A 24569-nucleotide genomic window follows, 5' to 3' on the forward strand; every position below is an offset into this window, starting at 1 on the left:
TTAAAAAATATCGATCAGGAGAAACATGAGCAATGACAAAAAACCAAGAGTAAGAAACAGAGACAAACGTTTTACCCTCCGCGTTACGCAAGAAGAAAAAGATTTTCTACTAGCCGCAATGGCTGCGACCAACTCAAAATCAGTTGCCGAACTCGTACTTAATTCAATAAATAATTCCGGCATCGTCTTAGTGAGCGAGGTCGAGAAATACAGTACCGTTTTATCAAAAGCCAAAGATCTTGGAAACAACATCAAGAAAGGCATAGACCTTGTTCAAACCCAGCCAAACAGAGCAAAAGACTTTATCAATTACCTAGAAAAAGATGATGGGAAAAATCTTAACGCCATAGTTTCGTTTTCTGCAAATCTAGATCGTGCAATTAAAGGATATTGCATCTACGAAGAAAATGTAAAAAGAATAACGGGCTTAACCCTAAAAGAAGTAATTAAGGCCAAGAAAAAAAGGGGGCCTGAGTCATGATCAATAAAATGAAAATGCGAAAAGGTGGAGGTAATAGAACCAGATCATCAGCCAACTACCTTTTAAAACTTAACCCAGAAGGTGACGCAATAGATTGCACCATCCCCCGTTTGGAAGGTGAATCAAATATGGAATACGCCACAAGAATAAAAAAGGTTTTTGAAGGCGACCGCGTTCACAATCAAAAAAACTTATATCAATTCAATGCTCTTTCACTTCACCCGAGCGAGGGACACAAATTCACAGATGCACAAATGATCCAAATGGCGAAAGAAGTCTATTTAAAGAATGGGGTTAAAAACAGCCTGAATGAAAATCGCCATTATTTGTTTGTTGTCGAAAGAAACACCGAGCATCACCACGTTCACGCCATGATCCACCTTACAGACCTCGAAACGAAAAAGGTCAATAACAAGATGATTGATTACAATCCAATCATTAAAAAGCTTGAATTGAAATATGGCTTGTACAACGAACATCGCAAACCAAAAGACGAAAATGAGTACAAGAAGACTTTCAAGAAAGAGCTTAAAACCATTCTGGATAATGCTTTGACAGCTTCCGAATTCTTGATGCTTGCCAATGGTGCGGGCTTCGACATTCACCACAGCGGCAAAGATGCGTATTCAATGACGAAGGACGGTCAGACCTTCAAGGCTTCCGACCTTGCCGTGTCCTATAAGACCTTAAAAGCCGCTTTAGGAGACGATCCCGAGTTCTCCGATACTCTCGCACGTCTTGGAGTGAAAACGGCCCCTGTGCGTGATTTTGGAAGCATTAGCGGTGATTTCCACGATCAGCAATCAGCTATTACTGAACGTAGGATCAAGAATCGCGTTGTAGATACTCGCTTCGATACACCGGACGGTCACGATTTCTTTTTCAAAGATTCGACCAAAAAAGCCTTCAGCTATTCCAATGGTACTGCTAGGTTCAATAGCATCAGCCCGATGGTGATCAAAGCCGGACTTCAAAAGCTCACAGAAAGCGGCAAAACAGACGCTTTGCACATTAGGGGTGATGAAGCATTCAAGCGTGTCGTATGGCTTCAATTTCACATGATGAATCTTGATAAAAAAGGTTATTCGCTTAAAGGCTATGAACCGACCCAGTTAGACAAAGCACAACTTGAAAAAATGAAGCTCGAAAACCCAGCATTTAAGAAGCCATCTGAGCAAAATGATATTAAGTCTTTACCAACCGAAAAACCCGCTGTAAAAACAAAAGATCCAGAAATCGAAAACATTGGGGGTGCTGCAAAAGCTGTCAGTAGTAAAGCCGTAGAGATCGCTGCTAGTTTGCTTGACGGTGCCGTAGATAAAATGAGTGATATGACAAACAGTTTTTCAGCGGGTACCATGGAAGAAAAGCTTTCGGAAATGCGTGCTCTTGATGCAGAAATCAAAACTCAAAAAAATGAAGCGGAAGATGTACATCATCGAAACGAAAGAAGAAGACGAAACCAGTTAAGACCCAATTAAAAAACGCCTTTTAGGCGTTCTTTTTATTTCTTGTCTGTTTGATATCGTGACCAAATTTTATCAGCTTGTGCGTCCACGTCAGTCGTTGCAGAGCTTATGAACATATCAACTGTGGTGCTGCTATATCTTTCAATTCCGATTGAATAATTTTCAATATTCAATCTTGCAACTGAGTTGCCAAAATTTATTAACGACGCTTTATCTGTAAATTTTCCAATCGACATAACCATCAAAACGCATTTATCAGCCGGAAGTGGATAGATGTATTTAACGTTTACGCCTAGATTTTGTGATGCTGCGATACTGATAACATTTTGCTTCGCAGAAGCACAAACGCTTTCTCTGGTAGGTTCTTCCGGCTGTGCTGGTTCTTCTGGTTTTGGATCTGGCGTTACTGGTGGATTAGAACCCCCACCGTTTTTACCAACGAAAGCAATGCTATTGTCTTGCATATGCCCGCCTAGATTTTGCTCCATCGGGATTTTTATGACATAAGCCGCATTCGCTGACATTGAAGCGAATAATGCGATTGTTAAAAGTGAAAGCTTGATCATTGTGATACCTCGTTATTGTTGTTTGTTTGTTTTTCTTGCTCATTACTCTTGATAACGTTATCAAAGTGCTTTTGTTCAATAGGTTTCAATTTGTTTAAATATTCAAGCTCAACGCTATGCGTCCATGCTGGCGTATAAACTACATCTCTATACTGTTCGTATAACCTCCATTTTTCCTTCTCATATCTGCATGTTTCTTCTTGATGACTCTTCATTCTTGCAATTGCGGATAACGCTGAAAGGTTTTCGCAAGCATGACTTAGATCATCAAATCGAGTAACGTCGAAAGTGCATTTTTCGTCAATGTCTTGACTGACTGAAATTTGAGTATTTGCATCTTCACCTAGGAAGCTAGCGGCTTGCTCATAAACGTCTTGCACACACGTCCTGTATTGCGTACCGGGGACGTAAACCGACTTAGGCAAAGCATCTGCTCTGGCTTGTGCTTCACGATGCTCTTGAACCCACTGGCGATATTCCTCAGCTTCAAGTGCTTCATTATGAATTACCCATTCTTCATGGGTTTTGTAATTCGCTTTGTTTTTCGCCTCGATCTCTTGAAGTGTGCAACCGTTTTCACAAAAGTCATTAGCAGCAAAATCATGCACTGAGTATAAAAGCGTTAAAAGCAACATCGTTTTTTTCATAATTCCCCTATTGTTAACTTAAACCGCTTTCGGTTTATTGTTGTTTTTTGGTTTAACGGTATTCATTTCGTTTTTTCCCATTTCGATGAAATAATCTACTATCTCTGTGTAATCAAGTTCACTTAATAACTCACCCGTGATCGGGTGAAAAGTCAAACCGCCTTTGATTTTATTTTCAATGAGTTCACTGTTTTCAATAGATGCTTGTGCTAGCGATAACAATTGATACAGTGCTTTAATGTCCTTTATTTCGCCCAACTTTGATGAGATAGCCGCTCTTATCACGTCGCTTTTTATCAAGTGAACAAGTGCTTCAATTCTCATCGTGAGTGATTCAACTATGAAGCCACGCGATAGCGGCTTTTGATCTTCTTTTTTTATACCCATTCTTGATCTCCATCATCTGTTAATTTTGGTTGTTCCGTTTCTTCTAAAGTCCTAGATTGTTTGACCTTTATTGGTTTTTTGAACGCATCTAAATTCTTAGCGGCAACCGCCTTTTTATTGCTTAAATTCGTGTATAAGGTCTTGTATGTGTAATCGACTTTAAATGTCGTTGTTTTGCCGTTCTTCTTTCCGCCTTCCTTGTCTTCTTCGTATTTCGTTATTAATCCAAGAGCTGATAATGAGTCATTTGCTTTTCTGATGTTCATCACGAACGTTTTATCTAGCATTTTATTTGACACATTAAAACGCTTTCTTAAATCTTCAACGGTGAAAAAATTAGTCGCGTTCTTTCTATTACAAACATAGAGAATATACAAAATTCGTTGATATTCATTTTTTAATAACGCTAAAATTTCTAGCGGTATATCGTATAGGTATTCAAGCTCGTTGAAGAACTCAATAAATTCTTTACTTAGTCTTATTGAGGTTGTCTTTTTGTCTACTTGTCGATATTCAATAAATTTAAATCCGGATCTTGTTTTTATACCGTCTTCATTTTTTGTATATGAAATGTCAATTGAGCTTAATTTCTCTTCAATCATGTTAATAAACACGTCTTTAATGAAGCTGTCGCGATGATTCGGCTCGATATTTAAAAGCTTGTATATTTCAGTATTATCGAACTTAAAGGTATTAGATTTCTTCAAATATGCTTTTTTCATCAAGAAAAGAAAAACTTCAAAGTCTCTAATAACTGAGAGGTTGACAGATCTCATTTTTATATCTTTCAACTCCCCGAACTTTTCAACTGTGATAATGCTTTCAGTTGAAGTCGAGTTTTTAGGCGTAAAAAATGGCAAAGCAAGGAACAGTTTCGGCACTGAAATATAGCTTTCTAGTGTTGCAACTTTTCTTTTTTTTGTCGTGATAATGTATTCCATGGTTATAAAATCCTTAATTCATATATATATCAAACCATAATTTTTGCCTTTATCAATAGCTGACGAGAAAAAATTTACATAAATATCAAACCATATTTTAATGCTGTCCGCTTTACCCTTTGTTTAATGAATAAATGCGGTAGATTTGTTTGCGATCTTACAGTTAACTATAACCACAACCACAATTTTTGATGTGTCGGTTACAGTTAACTATAACCGGCCATTTTTGATTTCCTTGATTCTTGCGGGCTTTTTTGATGTTTTCAGGAAGGTAAAAGATATTTACTACGTAAATGTATATATAAAATATGAGAGCAGAACGTCAAAACCATCTGGTGGATCTAAAATCAAAAACCTTTCTGGTTAGAGCTTAGGCCCTTTATTTTGACATTTTTAATTAAGGAAATTATGATCCCGAAAACCACTATCAAGGATCGTTGAAAATGTCTAAATTGCTTGATCTACTGGCACAACAAAAGCAGCTTGAAGAGCAGATCAAAAGCCTTCAATCGAATGAACAAGAAGCAAAAGTAATGAAATTTGTCGAAGAGCTTGAAGCCCTTCGCAATAAATACGGCTATACGGTGCCCGATTTTGTCGGCGTGGTGCATTCCCTTCACGGCGACCATAAGCCCGCCAAAACACCTAAAAGCGTGAGCGTGAAGACCACAAGGGCGAAAGCTCCAAAGTTCAAGGTCATGATCAATGGCGTTGAAACCGTCTTGCAAAGCAAGAAAGCCGGAGCCGTTAGTAAAACGATTGAAGCCCTTGGCTTCACGACATACGCCGATTATCTCAATGACTTGATCAAGAAAAACAAGGTTGCGGACTTCGACGCCTTGATCAAAAAATTGAACGGCGTTCCTGTCGCTGGCTGATACTTTTCGAGAAAAAATTAAGCCCCTTAATTGGGGCTTTTTTGTGCCTTTTGGGTTTAGGCCCTTTCTTTTGACAAATTATTTTTCAATAAGATTTCGGCAATTTTATTTTAGAAAATCTTGCAAATTATTGAGATTAGCAATTTTTGCGATGGTCGTTTTATGGCTTGCGTAAGCCATAAATCGCGTGTCAATAGCAGATTGAAAATATATTTAAGGTCGAACATTATTTTAAAATAGGGTTAGACAATAAGCCCTACACTCTAATTTTTTTAGGCCCTTTCTGTTGACTTCTTCTTTTTATGTGTTTTCATTTAAGTAACAACATACAGAAGGAGATTTATGAAAAACATTAAAAAGAAATTTAATTTAGTCGATTTAGCATCCGAAGTATTTTATGGATGTGCATTGCTCAGCGTTGATTCAATTTTCAAGAACAGAGACATAGATGCAACAAGATTTTTATTAGTCAGTAAGTCACCAGCGACTGTCAGCGTTGCCAAATATTTGCTTGATGATTATTTTAAATCAGAAGAATACGAAGAAGCCACGCAGAAAAAAATCCACTTGTTCGATTTAGATGATCAATTTGATTATGATTATTCTGTAATCAAGATATGCAAGACGAAGAAATATAAAGCGATTTCTAGAATTTCAACTTGTGAAAATTACGCGAGATTGATTGATAAAAACGAGTTGGTAGCGATCAACAATGTAGATATTGATCCGGTTCATAGAGAAGCATTTCATGAAGCTATGACGCCTAGGGATTTCTTCTTTTTCAAAGAATTAAAATATGAATACAGAGTTTCAATTTCAATCGTAAAAGACCGCAAGATAGTAAAAACGTTAAAATGTAATTTGGGTCACTTAACGTTGATCCAAACGTTAAAGCCATTTGACTATCAAGTAACCGAAAGTGAAGAGATAAAAGCCACGAGACCATCATTATTAAACCCTGTTTACACCGTTGATGGCGTTGATGTAATGGTGACGTTTAACGACACGAACAAACACTATAAAAGTCTAGTAGACATGATGAGAATATAAACCAGCCCGAAAGGGCTTTTTTAATGTCGTTTTTCCGTTCTAATCGACTACCCCGCAGGGGTAGCATATATCCCCATGCGTAATTTTTCCGTTTTCATCCATCTACGGTTTGTTGTGCTTAGGCCCTTTTTCTGGACTTTAAAAAAGCTTGTGATTTTAAAGCGAAGCGATCACCAGAATAGGCGAGCCACCGCACGCCCAACGCGAAGCGTGCATTGAGGTGTACGTCTTAATACGGTTTTTTGGACGGTACAAGAAGGGTTGCCGATTTTTCACACTGGTACAAGTCCCAGCGTTCAAAACCACCCTGATCGAGAGTCGAGGGCTTTAACGCATCATTGGCCGGGCGTTCACAACCGGGCCAATACCCACGGAATGAGAAAGCATCTGGGCACTCGACAAGCGTATACCTGCCGATTCACTGCCCGTCGTCTTGGGAGTTGAGATAGTTGGCGATTACATCACCGTGACACGCCGCAGGCTTGCAGTGGCAACCGAGCGTCTTACCTCTGAGTTTTTCGATGTTCTCATCGAATTTTTCAGGCAATTTCAAAAACCGTCTTTCGAAATCATAAGCAAATTTGGCTATAACTTCGTCACGAGTGCCTTCTTTGCCCATTTGGTAAGGGTTCCCCCACAGGGTTCCCCTGCCGATGTAAACATCATAGTGGTCGCCAGCATCCTTATTGGAAACCTTTGTAATCTTTAGGTTAATTATCCTTGTAGGTATTTTTCTTTCTCGTAATTCACTGTCAAGGACAAAAAAACAGTTCCTTTCCTCGTCTTGGAAAAGAATTGCGTGTGTAGCTTCCGATAACGCTTCTTTATCTGAGCCAAAAGGAGTGCTGGGCACTCTTTTGGACTCCGAATACTTTTCAATGAATCCGTTTTCGTCGCATACGAAAATCAGCTCCACTTTATCAAGAGAGCTGATGATCCTATCGACTTTCCTTTCAAACTTAGAGTAGGAAAGGAAGTCGCTAGGGTATGCAATTAAAACTTTTGCATCTTTGTTCATACTAAATCTTTAACAACCGCATCGGACTGATCCCACGCTTCCTTAAGATAATTCGCAACCAGCCGTCGATGGCATTGGTGCGGTTGATGCTCACTGCAAAGCAAGCATCCTTCGTCAATGATTTCTGGTTTAACGTGTTTTTCAATATTTCGCTTCGCCATGAGATTGAGGAATTTATCCTCATACTGCTGCCAAGAAATTTCCTTTTTCTGGTATGGCGACAAAATTTCTTTTGTTGGTGCCAATTCAGGCAGGTGCACGTAGTCAACGTCGCATAGTTCTTTTAGGAAATATTTGAGGTCATCTCTTTTGGCAAAGCCTGAGAGCTGAGAAATATTATTCAATCGAACGTCAACAATCCGCTTTGTGCCTGATAATTTTATCAAGGAGAAAAAACGTTCTGCCTTTTTCTCCGTGAAACCTATCGTAAAAATCTTCATTTATACCCCTTAAAATACAGCGGCGACCAATTTATAGGCATCACCGTTGTAAGGCTCACCAAGGCTGATGGTGAAATAGCTTACGTTCGCCGCGTACTCACCATTTGGCTGAGCTTTATAGTGTTGCTCCGTCTCCGGATCCGTCACAGTCAAAGCGTACTGAATGCGGTTATAGGTAAACTTGGCACGCACCACCCGTTTAGGATTACCAAATTGGGCACCTTCCGCACTGACCTTGAAGGTAACGTTCTGCGGCTGAATGAGATAAAGGCTCTGACGGGGTTCAGTCAGATGTTCAACAGAGACCCTATCGTTCACACCTGAATAGCTGTGATTGCCATTCTCCCATAGGGTTGCCGGAGCATCCGCAATCCCTGCAAGATCATTGACAACCATTTCGCCCGCTTTCTCCCAATAAATGGTGTCATCAATGATGTGGTTCTCTCGCTGGAAGCCGCCAGCAGGGGCGGTATTCGTGAAGGTGATGTCGATAACATCCAGCTTCTGGGCCGTGGTGCCATCCTGATACTCACGGTCCCGCTCAGTGATCTCATGTGTGGCAGTAGTGCCAATGGGACGCAGCCAAGCCCCTGCGTAGTCTCCCGCAGTCACCTTACCAGCCACACAGCGGCCACTGAGCTTACGAGAATTTGCCAAGCAAATGATCCGGTATTGATACGGCATTTTGTGCGTTCCTTCCATGATGGCGATGTGCCTTTGAGCATCCTCTCTGTGCCCACGGCGGTTGGCAAGCCCTTCTTTGGTTGATCACCAGTCGGCAGATACAGGCCATGGCGGTACTGGCCATTTCTCGCACTGTTACAAGTCCCAGCACTCAAAACCACCTCGATCTAAAAACGCACCGTTTGCCGGGCGTATAGCAACCGGAAAACCCGCTTTTATAAGTGTGAGAAAAGACTATCCTTTTGAGTCCGGGCATATCGTGATTTCCCGGGCGAAGGATCGCGTGCGGTTTCCAGCGCGGTTCCAGTTGGTGGCGGCGATGAATCCGTGCCCCTGTGGATATCTTGGCGAACCCACGGGCCGCTGCTCCTGCACACCGGACATGGTGCAACGTTACCGCAACAAGCTGTCGGGCCCACTGTTGGATCGGATCGACTTGCACCTGACCGTCGCACGGGAGGCCACGGCGCTGAATCCCCCCGTGAAACCGGGAGAGGACAGCGCCAGCGCTGCATTGATAGTGGCCGAGGCACGCGAGCGCCAGCAGAAGCGTCAGGGCTGTGCCAATGCCTTTCTCGATCTACCGGCGCTGCGTAAGCACTGCAAGTTATCCACAGTCGATGAAAACTGGCTGGAAACCGCTTGTGAACGACTAAACCTCTCCCTGCGTTCAGCGCACCGGCTGCTCAAAGTTGCGCGCACGCTGGCGGACCTTGAACAAGCCGATGGAATTGGACGCGAACATTTGGCCGAGGCGCTGCAATATCGGCCGACAACGCTCTAGCCGGCATCACCCTTTGGTTAGATCAACCAACGGCGTCTGCCGCACCTCAGTTTCCCGCCCCGCCTGAATCTCGCCCACCTGCTTCAAGGCCTTATCCACAGCCGCCTTATCCGCCAACAAGCTGTAGCTGATGCGGAACTGCTTGTGTTCCTTCGGCGCAATGGTCGGCACCAGGTTCAGTGGCCGCTGATAACGGCGGTTGTAGGAAAAACTTGTTCCCGGCTCCAGCCCCGAGACATAGCCCTGGCCTTGGGTGTCGGTGTTTTTCCACAGGGAGAACACGGGCAGTGTCTGAGTGTTGAAGCCGACCGAAACTCCAAGGCTACCGGCCTTGTCATGCAGCACGGTCAACGTATCGCCCTGGGCATCGGCATACGGCACCACGTTGTAAACCGTCTCGTCGTAGTCCTTGGTCGGTGCGCGATAGGTTTGCCAGTCCGACAAATCGCCTTTGGCTTTATCGTTGAACGGTGAGACCTGTTTCACCGGCGCGACGAAGCGGGCGCCCTGTTCCAGGAACGGCGTGCTGAAGTTGCTGTGATACAGCGCCTGATATTCCTTCGGATAGTCACCGTTGTTGGTCAGGGTGTCGTTGAGAGCGAACGTTACGCTGCCGGGCTCGGTGACCAGCTCAGTCGCCACGGAGAAGTCGACTTTCTTGAACGCCTGCTCTTTCAGTTCACCGCGCAAGGTGATGGCGTACGGTGGTTTTTCATCGATGTGCAGGGTGACTGTGCTCGCAGGAATATTCGCGGCCCGACCGTGCAGGGTCAGCAGTTCGCCGTTGTCGACGCCGGGGTGGCCAACCCATTCGTAGCCGCAGCGGGTGACCAGCTCATTGAAACCTTCCAGCCAGCCCAGACCGCCGCGGCCATTGAGTTCGATGAAGGACGGATTGACCACTTCCTTGACCGGCGAATCCCAGCCCATGCGCACACTACCGACCGACGCCTGCAACACGTTCATCCCGCGAGTCGGCACCACGGAGAGTTTCATCCTGCCGTTATCGATCTCGACGATGCTGACGCCCTCTTGCCGACCGCCGTGCAGGGTACGAAGAGTCACGGAGAAGGGTTGGTCGGTTTTCACACCGAGTTGCTGGCTGGTGATCTGCCAGTTTTGCGCAGCTTTATCGCTGTCGAGCAGGACGTAATCCCAGGCCATGGCGTGGGAGGCGGACAGCGCGCCAAGGACAACGAGGAGTTTGAGCGAGGTCATGGGGGAAGCCTTTCTTGGAGTTGTGCATTTTTTATAGCGCTGATGAAACGATTCAGCAAGCTTAAAAAGCCCACGCCCGAGCCTTCCCACGTCAATTAATATTGACCTTATGCAACCTCCGCACGCTTACGTTAGTCTCATAAGGTTTAAACCTCCGGCAGACTGGCGGTGATATCATCATGGCATTAAGGCCGCCCGCCAAATGCAGGAGCACGTACAGACACATCTGTCTGTCATTTTTGCGCAACGGATCGTATGGAGTTTGAATGCGCGGGGCACTATTACGCAGCGGTAAGAGCGGGTCATTCACTGCCCTCGGCGAAACAGGTCAACCGGTCTACCGGGCAGCCCTGCAATTGCGCGAAGCCATTCGCCGCAAGAACCCCGAGTTGGTAGATCATCTGGCCATCCCTCAAAGCGATGAACTCGGCAACCGGATCGACTGGTACAGCGCCCTCGACGGCGACGTGATTCCGTGGAGCAGTGCGACCGAAGAAGAACGCGCCCCTGCCCGCCGCCAGCTTGAAGCATTGAAAAACGCGCTCGAAGAATTGAGCCAGCGTTTCCTGGGTACGGACTCCGCCGAACAGCCGCAAGGCGACAAAGCCGTGTTCGGTAAGCTACTCAAGCGCGTGATTCATTTCCCGGACGAAAACTTCGTCTACCTGGTGCAAGGCAAACCGGTGCTGACCTTCTGGGGTTTCGAGCATGCCGGTACGGGCAATAGCGATCCCCTGCACTGCCTCTATCAGGTCCCACCCGCGTTTACGCTGCCACCCGAGGTCGAACCGCCTGTTGTCGCGCCCGTCATGCCGGTGGTTGCTCGTCCATGGTGGCGTCGCTGGTGGTGGTGGCTGTTGCTGCCGCTGTTGCTCCTGCTGTTGTGGCTGTTGCTCGGCCTGCGAGGGTGCGTTCCGATTCCGTTGGTGGCGGTAGATTTGCTGCCAGATAGCGTTGTGCCAGTAGAGAAACACCTGGAAGAGCCGCCAAAGACCGGCAATGTCACGACGGTCAATGGCGTCCCGGTGACAGGCACCGTTATAGGCCCCAGCACTGGAACCGGCATCGGTACCGCCGTGACCGGAACCCATGACGTAGAGGCGCCGCCAGTCGAAGGCACCGAGGCTGATGCAGCGGCGGCCGACCTGGCCAAAGGCACCGAGGCTGATGCAGCAGCGGCCGACCCAGCCAAAGATCCGGCCAAAGACCCGGCAGCCGAAAACAAAACCGCGACACCCGAAAACAAAACCGCACCGCCGGATGTCACATCGCCCGAGGCAGAAAAACCCGCCGCCGCCAAACCCGGCCCTCCCCTCAGCATCCCGCCAGACGCCGCCGATGGTGCCGCCAAGTTTCTCGATGGCCAGTACAGCGCAGGCGCCGGGATACAGGACCGCAGAACCGGCAAGCCGCTGCGTCTGGAGTACCAGCTCAAGGACGGCAAGGGCCAAGTCACCGTGCACCAGGCCGACGGTTCGAAATGCAGCGGGCCAGTGAGCGCTACTATGAAGGGTGGCAGCCTGGCCATCGACAGCCAGGGCCAGGCCGTTTGCGGCGATGGCAGCACTTACGACATGCCCAAGGTCAGCTGCAGCAAAGGGGCGACCTCGATCGCGGACTGCACCGGCGGTTACGGAAAAGAACAATTCCCCATGTCCATGCGGCAAGTGGCCGAATAAAAACGGAATAACTCGACATGTTGCCTGAAGTCACTCAATTCGAAGACACCGTCACGCTGGTCAGCGACACCGGCATCCAGTTCATGGATTTCGCCCTGCGCCTGGATCCCCGCAAGGAACCGGCGGGCGAGTTCGCACCGATGATCAGCGGGCTGATCTGCCGCCTGGCGTACAACGAAGAGAAAGACTTCTTTTTCTACGAACCCGAACCGGAAAAGGTCGAAAAAGCCAAGCCTGCGTTCAGCGTCGACATGAAAAGCAGCCTCGATTTGCTCGACGGCATCTGGCTGCCGATTCCGTTTTTCCGCTTCATGCCGCCGCATCGCTTCGACGAAGGTCCGACCAACTGGTCGCGCATGCGCTTGGTGAAATTGGCGACTCCCGACATCGACGGTAATACCCACCGCCTGACGATGGCGTTCGACAGCCGTGTGATGCCCAAGCGTGACGGCACTGCCTATCTGGCGCCGAACGATGAAGACATCAGCTCCGGCGTGTCTTTCAAACTGGCGACCAAGGCTAGCGAAACCCGCTGGTTCCTGGCGCAACCGTGGGTCAACGAGTGGTTGCTGGAAGTGTTCAATGAGGGCAATGCCCACCGTTCGCGCGCAGAGCTGGACATCGATATCCGCGCCAACCATCACCTGGCGCACTACCTCAACTTGCTCAGCCTGTTGAGCAAACCGTCAGCCGCCCAAGAGTCGAAGGCCCGGGCGAAAGTTGAAATCCCCGAGCTGAAAGTGGTCGCCAACGACAGCAATGGCCTGGTCAAACCGATACCGGTAGACCTGGTGCTGGACGTCGGCAACTCGCGTACCTGCGGCATCCTGATCGAAAACCACGGTCAGGCCGGCTCCGGACTGAAGCAGAACTACGTGCTGGAACTGCGTGACCTGATCACCCCCGAACACACCTATAACCTGCCGTTTGAAAGCCGCGTGGAGTTCTCCCAGGCGTACTTCGGCAAGGACCACTGCTCGGTCAAGAGCGGTCGCCACGATGCGTTCCAATGGGCGACGATTGCCCGTGTCGGCAATGAGGCCAGTCGCCTGGCCAGTCGTCGTCGCGGCACCGAAGGCTCCACGGGCCTGTCCAGCCCGAAACGCTATCTGTGGGACGAACACGCCTATGGCCACGGCTGGCGTTTCAACTGCTCGTACATAAAGACCGACAATGAGCCGTACGCCACCGCCGCGCCGTTCTCGCACCTGATCAACGAAACCGGCGAGGCGCTTTACAGCCTCGAAGAAGACGATCGTCTGCCGGTGTTCATGCCGCGTTACTCACGCAGCTCGCTAATGACCTTCATGCTCGCCGAAGTACTGGCCCAGGCGCTGTCGCAAATCAACAGCCCGGCCCAGCGTTCGCGCCAGGGTCACACCCGCGTGCCGCGCCAGCTCAACAGCATTACCCTGACCGTGCCGCCGGGCATGCCGCAGGCCGAGCGCAGTATCCTCAACGAACGCATGCTGCAAGCCATCGGCCTGGTGTGGAAAAGCCTCGGCTGGCATGCCGGCGAGGAAGATCCACATCTGGATCAGGCTGTCAGTCCGCGCACGCCGATCCCGAGTATCCGCGTGGAATGGGACGAAGCGTCCTGCGGCCAGTTGGTGTACCTGTACACCGAGGTCAACGAGAACTTCGCCGGTCACCCGGAAGAGTTTTTTGACACCATCGCCCGGCCGGACAAGGTCGACCGTCAACGCATCACCCTCGCGACCATCGACATCGGCGGTGGCACCACCGACCTGGTGATCACCGACTACCGCCTCGACCGCGCGGGCAATACCGGCAGCGGCAGCAACGTGCACATCGTGCCGGAACAGCGTTTTCGCGATGGCTTCAAAGTGGCCGGCGACGACATCCTGCTGGACGTGATCCAGGACTTCATCCTGCCGAGTTTCGAAAAAGCCCTGCAGAACGCCGGCGTGAAGGCTCCGAACTCACTGATGTCACGGCTGTGTGGCGATGAATCGGTCAGTGCACAGGACATGATCCTGCGTCAGCAATTGAACCTCCAGGTGTTCGTCCCGCTGGGCCTGGCGCTGCTCAAGGCGTATGAGCATTACGATCCGCAGGTCCCGCAAGAAGTCATCCCGCAAAGCTACCGCCAATTGCTCGGTGACAATGCCATCAGCCAGACCGTGCTCGACTACGTCAATGTCGCCGTGCGTCGCGATGTCGGCGCCCAGAGCAGTTTCGACCTGTATGACGCGCCGATCAGCTTCGACCTGCAAAAGCTCCATGCCGCGTTCCTCAATGACCAGATCAACATCACCAAGATCCTGGGTGCACTGTGTGAAGTGGTCGCGCATTACCCCTGTGACGTCTTGCTGCTGACCGGCCGCCCTTCGCGCCTGCCCGGCATCCAGGCGTTCATTCGCAAGCTGTTGCCGCTGCCACCGGGGCGCATTCTGGCGCTGCAAAACTACCGCACCGGCGGCTGGTATCCGTTTCACAAGAACGGCCGGATCGACGACCCGAAAAGCACCGCCTCGGTCGGCGCCATGCTCTGCCTGTTGTGCGCCAACCACAGCGTGCCGAACTTCTACTTCCGGGCATCGGCGCTCAAGCCATATTCGACGGTCAAGCACATCGGCGTCATCGATCTGAACAACGTGATCAAGGATGCCGACGTGCTGTACCGCGACATCCAGTCCGAAGACTACAAAATCAAGCTACCTGAAATTGGCGTTGGCGACGCCGTCGACACACCGCAGCTGGAAATGCGCGGCGACCTGCGCCTCGGTTTTCGCCAGTTGGCCACCGAACGCTGGGCCGCTTCGCCGTTGTACACCTTGCGGTTCACCAAGGCGGGTCGGGAGAAGTTTTCCCGGGCAACCGGTGAAAACGGCAGCGCCCCGCTGCTCAAGGTGCGGTTCGAGGTCAAACCGGCGGACAAATACACGCGCAAGCAGGATCTGGTCAGCGATCGCCTCTCGGTTCGCGACATCGAATCCAACAGTAACAACGTCAACTTCAACCCGCGCAGCGACCTCGAGCTGGAACTCAACACCATGCTCGACGCCGGCCTGAGCGAGACCAAGTACTGGCTCGACAGTGGAAGTGTGAAACGCAAATGAATGACCTGACCCCCGATCAAACTCAGCTCTCTGCCAGTTGGGCCGCTGTTTATGAAGGCGCCGGTCAAGCGCTGGACTGGATTGAACAGACGCGCGGCAATGCGCCACGCCTGGACAGCGAAGCCGACAACCTGAACATCCGCCTGCACCGCGCCCGCAACCTGGCTCAAAGCCTCGGTCGCGTGGCCTGCACGCCGATGACCATTGGCTTTTTCGGCTTGTCCCAGGCCGGCAAGTCCTACCTGATCTCGGCCCTCGCCGCCGGTCAGAACGGCAAGCTGGAAACCGAGTTCGGCGACCATCGCCTGGACTTCATCAAACACATCAACCCGGTGGGTGGAGGCAAGGAAGCCACCGGCCTGGTCACGCGCTTCAGCCGTCGGGCGACGGCAAGCCAGGACAAGGACTTCCCGGTAGAACTTACGTTGTTCAAGGAAATCGAGCTGGCGAAGATTCTCGCCAACGCCTGGTTCAAGGATTTCGACCTTGAGCGGATTTCCTACGAGATCGACGAAGAGCGCATCCAGCGCGTGCTCAAACCGTTCGAAGGCCGCGAAACCGGGCCGCTGCAAACGGGCGTCAACGCCGACGATCTGGTGTCGCTGTGGGATTACCTGCGCGACAATTTTCGCAACTCAGTGAAGAAGCTTGAGCACCTGTACTGGCCCAAAGCGTTGCAGCTGGCGCCACGGCTGAATTTCCAGGAGCGGGCCGAGCTGTTTTCGATCCTCTGGGGTGAGCAAAGCGAGTTGACACGCGTGTACCAGAAACTGGCCGGCGCGCTGCACAAGCTGGGTCTGCCCGAGACCGTGTTCGCACCGTTGAAGGCCTTGGTGAGTTTCGACAACGACACCTACAGCCAGCGCGACAGCATCATGAACGTCGACATCCTCGAACGCTTCGGCAGCCCGCTGGACTTGCCGATCGAGGTTCGGCCGCTGGTTGGCGATCGCCTGCAAAACAGTCAGGCAATTGCGGTCGCGCAACTGGCGGCACTGACCGCCGAAATGACCTTCCGCCTGATCGAGGCGCCGGTAGATGACATCGTCAATCAGGTCGACCTGCTGGATTTCCCCGGTTATCGCGGGCGCCAGAAACTGCACGAGATCGCCGATTCCAACGACCCGCAATCCAGCGCCAAGGACAATTCCGTTTCCCAGCTGATCCTGCGCGGCAAGGTCGCCTACCTGTTCGAACGCTACACCGACAACCAGGAAATGAACGCACTGGTGGTCTGCACCAGTTCGACCAAGCAGAGCGACGTCAACGACGTGGGCCCGGTGCTGACCCGCTGGATCGAAAAAACCCAAGGCGCCGACTCGGCTGCTCGCAGCAAGCGCGATACTGGCCTGATCTGGGCGCTGACCATGCTCGACCTGCGCATTACCAACTCCCTGAGCCTGACACCCGATCAGTACGATGAGAGCTGGAACGGCATGGTCAAACTGACCATGCTGGAGCGTTTCGGCAGCCTGAGCTGGATGAACGACTGGGCCGGCACACCGTTCCAGAACACCTACCTGGTGCGCAAGCCGCGTATGGATGCGGCGTTCATCGGGCAAGACGCGACGGGTGCGGAAACCGGCCTCAATGCCATCTATCAGGAACGTGTCAGCGCGCTGGGCACCAGCTTCGCCAGCAACGCGCTGGTGTGCAAACACATCAAGAACCCGGTCAACGCCTGGACAGAAATGCTGCGCAACGATGACGGTGGCATCAGCCACTTCAGCGGCAGTTTCAAAGGCGTGGCGAATATCGAATTTAAACTGCAGCGTATCCGCGAGCAATTGAGCGAATGCCTCGAAGGCCTGACCACTCACGGCCTGAGCACCTGGTACCACGCTGACGACGACGGCGCCGCAGCCGCCAAGAAAGCCAAGGCGCAAATGATTCTGACGGGCCTGGGCCGTCGCCCCGCGGTACTTGGCGAATTGATCGATCAACTCGACATACCGAGCGAAGAGGTGCGCGACTTGTACCTCAGCGGTGTGTACGAAACCGATGATGAGCCGGTCGTGAACGACGAGCCGGTCACCCCGACACCGAGCCAGAGCCTCTACGGCAACGACGCCGGTTTCAATTTCGATTTCAGTGACGACCCGGGCCATGACGCGCCAGTCAGCAGTAAAACTGCCACCCCGGCACCCGAACTGCAAAGCAATGAGCACCGTTTCGCCAAAGCGGCGTTCAAGGCCTGGATCGCGCACCTGCGTGAACTGACCACCCGGCAAAGCCTGCTCAACCTGCTGGGGCTGGAAAAGGCCTTGCTGGAAGCGGTGGTCGATGAACTGATCACCGCCGGCTATCGCCAGGACTTGCCGGGGCAACTGAGCCGCGCCGTCCTCAAGCGCGCACAAAGTGGCGCGCGGCGTGATCAACTGGTCGAGCGCCAGGTGCTGGAAGTGCAGCGCGTGCTGCGCGATTTCGTGTCTTGGTTCGGCTACCTCCAGAAACCGGTGAGCGAGCGTCCGAACAGCCGCGCCGGTGCCAAGGAGCCCCTGTTTTCTTTCTACACCGACATTGGCCCGGGACAAGTGCCCGTACTGCCGGCGCAACCGGCGAATCAGGCGCAACGGTACCTGGGCGACTGGCTTTCGGGCCTGGCCTACATCACGCAGGACAATGCCGGCCATGGTGCCGGACGTGAAATCACCCCTGAACAGAACGAACGGCTGGGCCAAGTGCTCAAAGCCTTCGCAGCGAGATAAGCAATGCCAATTCGTGTCGACCTGCTCGCGTTAGAGCCCAATGTGCCTGGCCAGGCCCGCCTCACTGTGAAGAAATGGCAGGGTGACGAGCAACAGCTGGAGTTTTCCATTCAGCGCAACCAGGACGGTTTTTACCTTCAGGACCACAAGGCCTGGAGCAACAATCCATTCTGGTTCAAGGTCTCGCGTTTCAACCTCATGGCCAACGGCGAAGCGTTGGAAACCCAGGTCGGACCAGACGTGGTTGACCCGCTGCTGGAAGGCGGCGCCAACTCGCAATTCCAGATCGAATTGCGTGAACAGGGCCAAGGCCACGCCGACAAAGGCGTGGTTCGGCCAGGCGTCGGTTTGTTGCCGTCCACGGCCGGCGGCCAGACACGCTCGACTTACGGCGCTGTCGAATTGACGGCGCCCAGCGCACCGGCACCGGCACCGGAGATCCCGGAGATCCCGGAGATCCCGGAGATCCCGGAGATCCCGGATCTGCCTGAACTGACCCTGTCCACCGCCGAGCCAGAAATGGAGTTGGAATCGGTACTCACCGAGCGCGCCTATACGCCGCCTCCCGCACCGGTGAAGAAAAGCAATAAAGGCCTGATCGGCCTGTTGATTGTGGTGTTGCTGCTGGCGGCGGGCGCCGGATTCTGGTTCTACAAACGCACCCCAGCGCCTGCGGTTGCAGCCTCTGCCGCCGCACCTGCTGGCGCCAATGCTCAAGCCTGCACCCTCGAGAGCATGAACAGCCTGCCCGAGTTGACCTTCGTCCAGACCTGCATCAAGGCGGCGCCGGACAGTGCCAGGTTGCTGGAGATCATCAACCAGGCCAAGGCCAGTAAACATTGCGGTGTCGCCCAGCGCCTGTACGCCAACCGTGCCCAGGCCGGTGATGTGCTGATCGCCAACGCCTATGCCCGCGAATACGACCCTAAATACCTGAAGGCCAGCGAGTGCTTCCCGGCCGCGGACAACGCCACCGCCGCCTACTGGTATGAAACCATCCTCACCCAGGACCCGAACAATGCCGAAGCCAAGCAGCGTTTCGAGGAGTTGCAGAAGTGATGCGTTCACCCATGAGTCGACTCCTGCTGAGCGGTGCCGCCTTGCTCGCGCTGTGCATCAGCCCGCTGTCCCAGGCCGATGACAAACCGCTGATCCAGACCGGTAAAAAGACCCTGTTCCAACGCGTGCTGACCACACCGGGCTGCAAAATCAGCTCGACGGCGGGCGGTGCCGAAGGTGAAGCACAACCGGTCTTCAGCCGCTTCTATGTGTACGAACGTGCGCAAGCGAACAATGCCGAATGGCTGAAAGTCGGCCCCGACAGTTATGGCAAAACCATTGGCTGGCTGCCTGCCAGCTGCACCACCGACTGGAAGATGCAGTTGACGTTGGCCTTCACCAACCCGGCCAACCGCGACCGGCTGCTGTTCTTCAAGGACCGCGCCACCGTCGAAGGCATCCTTGATGCGCCGGACCCGGTCAGCAAAGTTGCGCCGCTGCGTGCCACGCTGAAAAAGGGCCAGCAGGCCCCGGGCGTACTGGCTGAAGAACCTGAATACTTCGTCGACCTGCAAAAGCAGTTTTACCTGCTGCCGGTGCTCAGTGGCGAAGAAGTCATGACCGAAAGCGGTTTTCGCACGCGCCTGCTCAACGTCGCCTCCGTCAGCAAGCCGGATGACAAAAACGCCAAGGGCGGTGCTGCAAGCAGCGCTGCCGGCAGCAAGGAAGCCGAAGAGAAAAAAGCCAACCAACTGAAGGAATTCAGTGCGGCCGTGGTATTTGTCATCGACTCGACGATCTCGATGGACCCCTACATCGACCGCACCCGCGAGGCGATCCGCAAGGTTTACCAGAAGATCGAAGCGCAGAACCTCGGCAAGCAGGTCAAGTTCGGCCTGGTGGCTTTCCGCTCCAACACCCAGGCGGTACCGGGGCTGGAATACACCACCAAGATGTACGCCGACCCTACCAAGGTGAAAGACAGTGCCGACTTTTTCGCCAAGATTGCAGACCTCAAGCAGGCCACCGTGTCGAGTAGCAGCTTCGATGAAGACTCGTTTGCCGGCGTCATGGAGAGCATCGACAAGGTCGACTGGAACCAGTTCGGCGCACGCTACGTGGTGCTGATCACCGATGCGGGCGCCATCGAAGGCGACGACAAGCTGTCGAAGACCGGCTTGAGTGCTGCGCAGGTGCGTATGGAAGCCGCCAACCCGGGCGTGGCGATTTACACCCTGCACCTGAAAACCCCGGCGGGAGCCAAGGACCATGCCAAGGCCGAGGCGCAATACAAAAACCTGTCGACCTACCCGGGCACCAACACTTCGCTGTACTACCCAGTGAACGCTGGCGATGTACAAGAGTTCGGGCGCAAGGTCGACGCCCTGGCCGGCGCGATCACTACACAAGTGAAAGCCGCCTACATGGGCGAAGACGCCATCGGCAGCGCGGCGAACGCCAAGCAGGACCCGGGCGAGAAAAAAATGCTCGAAGACGCAGCGCTGATCGGCCACGCCATGCAACTGGCCTATCTCGGCGAGAAGACCAACAGCAAAGCCCCGCCAGTGTTCAAGGCATGGATCACCGACCGCGACCTGATCAAGCAGAACATCCCGACCACCGACGTGCGGGTGCTGCTGACCAAGTCACAGCTCAGCGACTTGAGTGATGTGATGAAGCAGATTCTCGATGCCGCCAACGAAGGCCTGATTTCGCCGACGGACATGTTCAATCGCCTGCGTTCGGTGGCGGCGACCATGGGCGCCGATCCCAATCAGCTCAAGCAGAACAACAATGCCAAACTGGCGGACATGGGCGTCCTCGGTGAATACCTCGAAGACCTGCCCTATCAAAGCGAAGTGCTGAACCTCGATGAAGAAACCTGGAAGAGTTGGGATGGCCTGGCCCAGGAAAAATTCATCCGCACGCTGAACACCAAACTGCGGCATTACCAGCGTTACAACGCCGATGTCGACCGTTGGGTCGCTTTAGCCAAAGACAGCGATGCGCGGGACAACGTCTACCCCGTGCCACTGGAAATGATGCCCTGACGAGACGCCGATGCTCGATATCAAGAACCTGCTGGTGCGCCGCGGTGAAGGCGCACAGGCTCATCATGTGCGACTGCCGCACTTGCAGGTCGGCGCCGGGGAAATCCTCGCCATCACCGGCGAGAGCGGGAGCGGCAAAAGTACATTGCTCGAAGCCATCGGCCTGTTGCTCGCGCCGGTGGAGCTCGAGCGCTTCCGGCTGGGCCCGACGCACGCCCAGGATATCGCCCAACTGCTGGCCACTGACGATCAGCCTGCTCTAGCCGCGGTGCGTTCACGGCACTTGGGATTCATTTTGCAGAGCGGCGGCTTGCTGCCGTTCCTGAGCGTGCGCGACAACATCAGCCTGCCGCGCCGTTTGCTCGGGATGCCGGTGAAGAGCGATCACATCGACCACGCCGTTGACGTGTTGCGCCTGCAAGGGTTGCTGGATAAACAACCTCAAGCCTTGTCGATTGGCGAACGCCAGCGCGTTGCCTGCGTTCGGGCGATTGCCCATGAACCGCTGCTGCTGTTGGCCGACGAGCCGACCGCCGCGCTCGACCCTCACAGTGCCCGACGTTTGTTCGAGTTGCTCCTGAGCCTGGTGTCGAGCATGGGCCTGAGTGCACTCGTGGTATCCCATGACTGGGCCTTGCTGAAAAATTTCGGCTTGCCGCGACTCGGCGCTATCAGCCACCAGGGAGAGACTCTGTTTGAACCGATGGACTGATCGCTTGCGCCTGCTGGGCTCGCTGGCACTGCAAGACCTCTGGCACGACCGCAAGGTCTCGCTGTGTATCGCCGCGTCCCTGGTGGCGGTGATCGCGCCGTTGTTGCTGCTGTTCGGGCTCAAACACGGGGTGGTCAGCCAGCTGCAGGACGAACTGCTGCGCGACCCGCGCAACCTTGAAGTGAAGATGCTCAGCAACGGCAACTACGACTCGGCCTGGATCGAGCGTTTGCGCCAGCGCCCCGAGACCGGTTTTGCCCTCGGCCAAACCCGCTCGCTCAATACCCAGGCGGACCTGCTGATCGGCATGCAACGCTTTGTCGAAGGTGCGGAAATCATCGCCACTGAGCCCGGCGACCCTCAGCTGAACCTGGCATCCCTCAACCCCGTCGGCAATCAGGTGATCCTCAGCGCCAGCGCAGCGCAGCGCTTGCAGGCCAAGGCCGGTGACAGCGTGCAGCTGCGCGCCTTACGCCGCCTGGAAGGTGTCAATGAACGCGGCGAGATGACGCTGACGGTACTGGCCGTGCTCGACGGCGCCCGCTTCGGTCGCGCTGCCGCGTTTGTCGCCCCGCCGCTATTGCTGGATCTGGAGCGTTTTCGCGACGGTTATAAGGTCAGTGAATTTGGCGTTACCACCGGCAAGCCTCAGGATAATCTACAGCCGCTGTATGCCCGCGCCCGCGTTTATGCGCGCGACATCGATCAGGTCGCGCCGCTGGAACGCTGGCTCAACGAACAACACATCGAAACGTCGAGCCGACTGGCCGACATCGACAACGTCAAAGCCATCAACCATGTGCTGGGGTTGATCTTCGGGGTGATCGCCATGGCGGCGCTGATCGGCTGCGTGGCGTCCATGGTTGGCGCGTTCCTGGCCAACATCGATCGCAAACGCAAAAGCCTGGCGGTCCTGCGCCTGCTGGGTTTCAAGCGCAGGTCTGTCGGCGGCTTCGTGGTCCTGCAAGCGCTGGTGCTGGGTCTGGCTGGCTACGTGGGCGGGCTGGGATGTTATGCGGTGGGCAGTCATTTGTTCGACTACCTGCTCGGCAGCAGCCAAGCCACCGGCACCTTCGTTTGCCACATCACTGTCTGGCATGGCGTCGCCGCCCTGCTCCTGACCTTCCTGGTCGCTGCCTTGGTGGCCATGATCGGCGCCCTGAGAGCCATCAACATCCAACCTGCGGAGAGTCTGCGTGAGCTATAAACGTTTTGGCTTGCTGTTACCCCTGAGCCTCGGCTACTTGCTCGACGCCTCGGCGGCGGGCTGGGAAGAGAAGTATTACAACCCGATGCCCGAGGCTGGCGACGTCGTGCTGCCGATGCCCTGCGAAGGCTCGATGGTGTTCCGCAAGGTGTTCATCCCGGTCGCCGGCCCGCTCGACGACTATCCGATCAACATCGGTCAGGACGGTGCGGAATACGGCTATGTCGAGCAGACCCGCCCGACCTTTATCGCCGGCAGTTTTACCGGCGCCAAGAGCGACAAGTCCCGCTACTACCTGATGGCCAAGTACGAGATGAGTCAGTTGCAATACGCCGCGCTGACCGAAGCAACCTGCCCCACCGCTGCCACCAAGATGCGCTTGCCGCAAACGGCGGTGAGCTGGGTGCAAGCCATCGAGGCCGCCGACAAGTACAACCTGTGGCTACGCAAAAACGCCGCTGGCAAGCTGCCCAAGGAAGACGGCGCCCAAGGGTTCCTGCGCCTGCCAACCGAGGTCGAATGGGAGTTCGCCGCGCGCGGCGGGCTGGAAGTCGGCGCTGCTGAATTCCGCGACACGCACTACCCGATGCCAGAAGGCATCAACGCCTACGAGTGGTTCGCCGGGGCGCAATCGTCCAACGGCAAAGTGCAATTGACCGGCCTGCAAAAGCCCAACCCGCTGGGCCTGCATGACATGCTCGGTAACGTCGACGAAATGATGTTCGAGCCGTTTCGCCTGAACAAGCTCGACCGCCAGCACGGCCAGGCCGGCGGCTACGTCGTCCGTGGCGGAAACTACCTGACCGCGCAGGCCGACCTGCATACTGCATTACGTAAGGAAGAACCGTATTACAATGCCGAGGGCCAGGTGAAAAACAAGACCACCGGCCTGCGACTGGTGTTGGTCTCCCCGACCCTCACCTCTCGCGAACGGGTCGCCAGCATCGAAAGCAGCTGGAAGAAACTCGGCACCGGAAGCAACGAAGCCGAATCCGCCGACAAAGGCACCGTGCAATCGCTGAACAGCCTCGCCTCGGGCGTCGAAGACAAAGCGCTCAAGGAAAAGCTCCAGGCCCTGGAGAACCAGCTGCGCGCTAGCAACCAGCAGCAGGAAGAAACCCGCGACCAGGCGATCCGCGCCAGCCTCAACCTGGGTGCGTTCCTGTGCACCAAGATGCTCGACGACGGCCAGTACGTGGACTTCCTGCAAAAGAACTACAAGCTCAACTGCGAAGGCGCGGACAAAGACACCAGTTGCGACATGCGTAAAGGCAAGCTCGAGGAGCAAAAGGATCGCCTGCACAAACTCAGCCGTTACTACGCCAGCAGCCTGGTGGAATCGGCTACCTTGTACGGCCAGCCACTGCTTGAAACGCAAGTCCCGGTGATGGAAGAAATCATCACCCGCAACAAGCAGTTGCAAGACCTGAAACCTTACTTGCGCACGCACTGGGCCAATCAGAAAGCGTTCCTGCAAAAGCAGAAAATCGACACTGCAGCCTGGTTGAACAGCTGCAAAACCGTCACTCAATAACAATGCGTCAACACCGTTACGTAGGAGTTTCAC

The 24569-nt window shown here is 53.3% G+C and carries 20 protein-coding genes and 1 pseudogene; 13 read left to right on the forward strand and 8 right to left on the reverse strand.

The window, feature by feature from the left end:
• Positions 1 to 25: 25 nt before the first annotated feature.
• Together PG5_RS22210 and PG5_RS22215 are read left to right on the forward strand one after the other, a co-directional pair.
• Positions 26 to 481, forward strand: coding sequence for a hypothetical protein (locus tag PG5_RS22210; RefSeq protein WP_020799373.1), 456 nt, complete (start codon positions 26 to 28; stop codon positions 479 to 481).
• Positions 478 to 1962 carry a relaxase/mobilization nuclease domain-containing protein gene (locus PG5_RS22215; protein WP_256228627.1) on the forward strand — a complete coding sequence of 495 codons (1485 nt, stop codon included), beginning with the start codon at positions 478 to 480 and terminating at the stop codon, positions 1960 to 1962. The genes PG5_RS22210 and PG5_RS22215 overlap by 4 nt, the downstream gene beginning before the upstream one ends.
• 23 nt (positions 1963 to 1985) lie before the next feature.
• On the opposite strand, the gene PG5_RS34280 is transcribed toward PG5_RS22215, so the two are convergent.
• Genes PG5_RS34280 through PG5_RS22230 form a run of 4 tightly spaced genes read right to left on the reverse strand, consistent with a single transcriptional unit; the run spans position 1986 to position 4491 of the window.
• Positions 1986 to 2516, reverse strand: a complete 531-nt coding sequence (locus PG5_RS34280; protein ID WP_155943740.1) for a hypothetical protein — start codon at positions 2514 to 2516, stop codon at positions 1986 to 1988.
• Positions 2513 to 3163: a hypothetical protein gene (locus tag PG5_RS22220; protein ID WP_020799375.1), complete on the reverse strand. Its 651-nt coding sequence runs from the start codon at positions 3161 to 3163 to the stop codon at positions 2513 to 2515. The genes PG5_RS34280 and PG5_RS22220 overlap by 4 nt, the downstream gene beginning before the upstream one ends.
• 18 nt (positions 3164 to 3181) lie before the next feature.
• Positions 3182 to 3550: a hypothetical protein gene (locus PG5_RS22225; RefSeq protein ID WP_020799376.1), complete on the reverse strand. Its 369-nt coding sequence runs from the start codon at positions 3548 to 3550 to the stop codon at positions 3182 to 3184.
• A complete protein-coding gene (locus tag PG5_RS22230; RefSeq protein ID WP_020799377.1) occupies positions 3541 to 4491 on the reverse strand; it encodes a hypothetical protein in 951 nt (316 codons plus the stop codon). Before PG5_RS22230 ends, PG5_RS22225 begins: the two co-directional genes overlap by 10 nt.
• 443 nt (positions 4492 to 4934) lie before the next feature.
• Between PG5_RS22230 and PG5_RS22235 the strand changes: the two genes are divergently transcribed.
• Together PG5_RS22235 and PG5_RS22240 are read left to right on the forward strand one after the other, a co-directional pair.
• Positions 4935 to 5369: a hypothetical protein gene (locus tag PG5_RS22235; protein WP_020799378.1), complete on the forward strand. Its 435-nt coding sequence runs from the start codon at positions 4935 to 4937 to the stop codon at positions 5367 to 5369.
• 342 nt (positions 5370 to 5711) lie between these two features.
• Positions 5712 to 6419 carry a hypothetical protein gene (locus tag PG5_RS22240; protein WP_020799379.1) on the forward strand — a complete coding sequence of 236 codons (708 nt, stop codon included), beginning with the start codon at positions 5712 to 5714 and terminating at the stop codon, positions 6417 to 6419.
• A 418-nt stretch (positions 6420 to 6837) separates the two neighbouring features.
• On the opposite strand, the gene PG5_RS22245 is transcribed toward PG5_RS22240, so the two are convergent.
• The 3 genes from PG5_RS22245 to PG5_RS22255 are packed head-to-tail and all read right to left on the reverse strand — an operon-like array spanning position 6838 to position 8561.
• Positions 6838 to 7437, reverse strand: a complete 600-nt coding sequence (locus PG5_RS22245; RefSeq protein WP_042955642.1) for a DUF4326 domain-containing protein — start codon at positions 7435 to 7437, stop codon at positions 6838 to 6840.
• Positions 7434 to 7877 (reverse strand): DUF488 family protein, encoded by a 444-nt coding sequence (locus PG5_RS22250; protein WP_020799381.1) that lies wholly within the window; start codon positions 7875 to 7877, stop codon positions 7434 to 7436. The genes PG5_RS22245 and PG5_RS22250 overlap by 4 nt, the downstream gene beginning before the upstream one ends.
• A gap of 9 nt (positions 7878 to 7886) precedes the next feature.
• Positions 7887 to 8561, reverse strand: coding sequence for a hypothetical protein (locus tag PG5_RS22255; protein ID WP_020799382.1), 675 nt, complete (start codon positions 8559 to 8561; stop codon positions 7887 to 7889).
• Between the two features lie 238 nt (positions 8562 to 8799).
• Here PG5_RS22255 and PG5_RS22260 point away from each other — a divergent pair.
• Positions 8800 to 9345 (forward strand): annotated as a pseudogene (locus tag PG5_RS22260) (ATP-binding protein); the annotation flags it as partial.
• Positions 9346 to 9351: 6 nt separating this feature from the next.
• Here PG5_RS22260 and PG5_RS22265 read toward each other — a convergent pair.
• Positions 9352 to 10563, reverse strand: a complete 1212-nt coding sequence (locus PG5_RS22265; protein WP_020799385.1) for an aldose 1-epimerase family protein — start codon at positions 10561 to 10563, stop codon at positions 9352 to 9354.
• A gap of 266 nt (positions 10564 to 10829) precedes the next feature.
• Here PG5_RS22265 and PG5_RS22270 point away from each other — a divergent pair, with 266 nt between their 5' ends.
• From PG5_RS22270 to PG5_RS22305, 8 genes are read left to right on the forward strand one after another with little or no spacing between them, the layout of a single operon-like run.
• The gene (locus tag PG5_RS22270) at positions 10830 to 12242 is read left to right on the forward strand and encodes an SrfA family protein (RefSeq protein ID WP_020799386.1); all 1413 of its coding nucleotides are present in this window, start codon (positions 10830 to 10832) and stop codon (positions 12240 to 12242) included.
• Positions 12243 to 12259: 17 nt separating this feature from the next.
• The gene (locus PG5_RS22275) at positions 12260 to 15325 is read left to right on the forward strand and encodes a virulence factor SrfB (RefSeq protein WP_020799387.1); all 3066 of its coding nucleotides are present in this window, start codon (positions 12260 to 12262) and stop codon (positions 15323 to 15325) included.
• Positions 15322 to 18033, forward strand: coding sequence for a putative virulence factor (locus PG5_RS22280; protein ID WP_020799388.1), 2712 nt, complete (start codon positions 15322 to 15324; stop codon positions 18031 to 18033). Before PG5_RS22275 ends, PG5_RS22280 begins: the two co-directional genes overlap by 4 nt.
• A gap of 3 nt (positions 18034 to 18036) precedes the next feature.
• Positions 18037 to 19092, forward strand: coding sequence for a hypothetical protein (locus PG5_RS22285; RefSeq protein ID WP_020799389.1), 1056 nt, complete (start codon positions 18037 to 18039; stop codon positions 19090 to 19092).
• Positions 19093 to 19103: 11 nt separating this feature from the next.
• A complete protein-coding gene (locus PG5_RS22290; protein ID WP_042955648.1) occupies positions 19104 to 21083 on the forward strand; it encodes a vWA domain-containing protein in 1980 nt (659 codons plus the stop codon).
• Between the two features lie 10 nt (positions 21084 to 21093).
• Positions 21094 to 21795, forward strand: a complete 702-nt coding sequence (locus PG5_RS22295; protein WP_020799391.1) for an ABC transporter ATP-binding protein — start codon at positions 21094 to 21096, stop codon at positions 21793 to 21795.
• Complete coding sequence (locus tag PG5_RS22300; RefSeq protein ID WP_042955643.1) at positions 21779 to 23002, forward strand: ABC transporter permease; 1224 nt, start codon at positions 21779 to 21781, stop codon at positions 23000 to 23002. The genes PG5_RS22295 and PG5_RS22300 overlap by 17 nt, the downstream gene beginning before the upstream one ends.
• Positions 22992 to 24536 (forward strand): SUMF1/EgtB/PvdO family nonheme iron enzyme, encoded by a 1545-nt coding sequence (locus tag PG5_RS22305; protein ID WP_020799393.1) that lies wholly within the window; start codon positions 22992 to 22994, stop codon positions 24534 to 24536. The genes PG5_RS22300 and PG5_RS22305 overlap by 11 nt, the downstream gene beginning before the upstream one ends.
• Positions 24537 to 24569: the final 33 nt, after the last annotated feature.

The organism is Pseudomonas sp. G5(2012) (assembly GCF_000408945.1).
GTDB classification, from domain to species: Bacteria; Pseudomonadota; Gammaproteobacteria; order Pseudomonadales; family Pseudomonadaceae; genus Aquipseudomonas; species Aquipseudomonas umsongensis.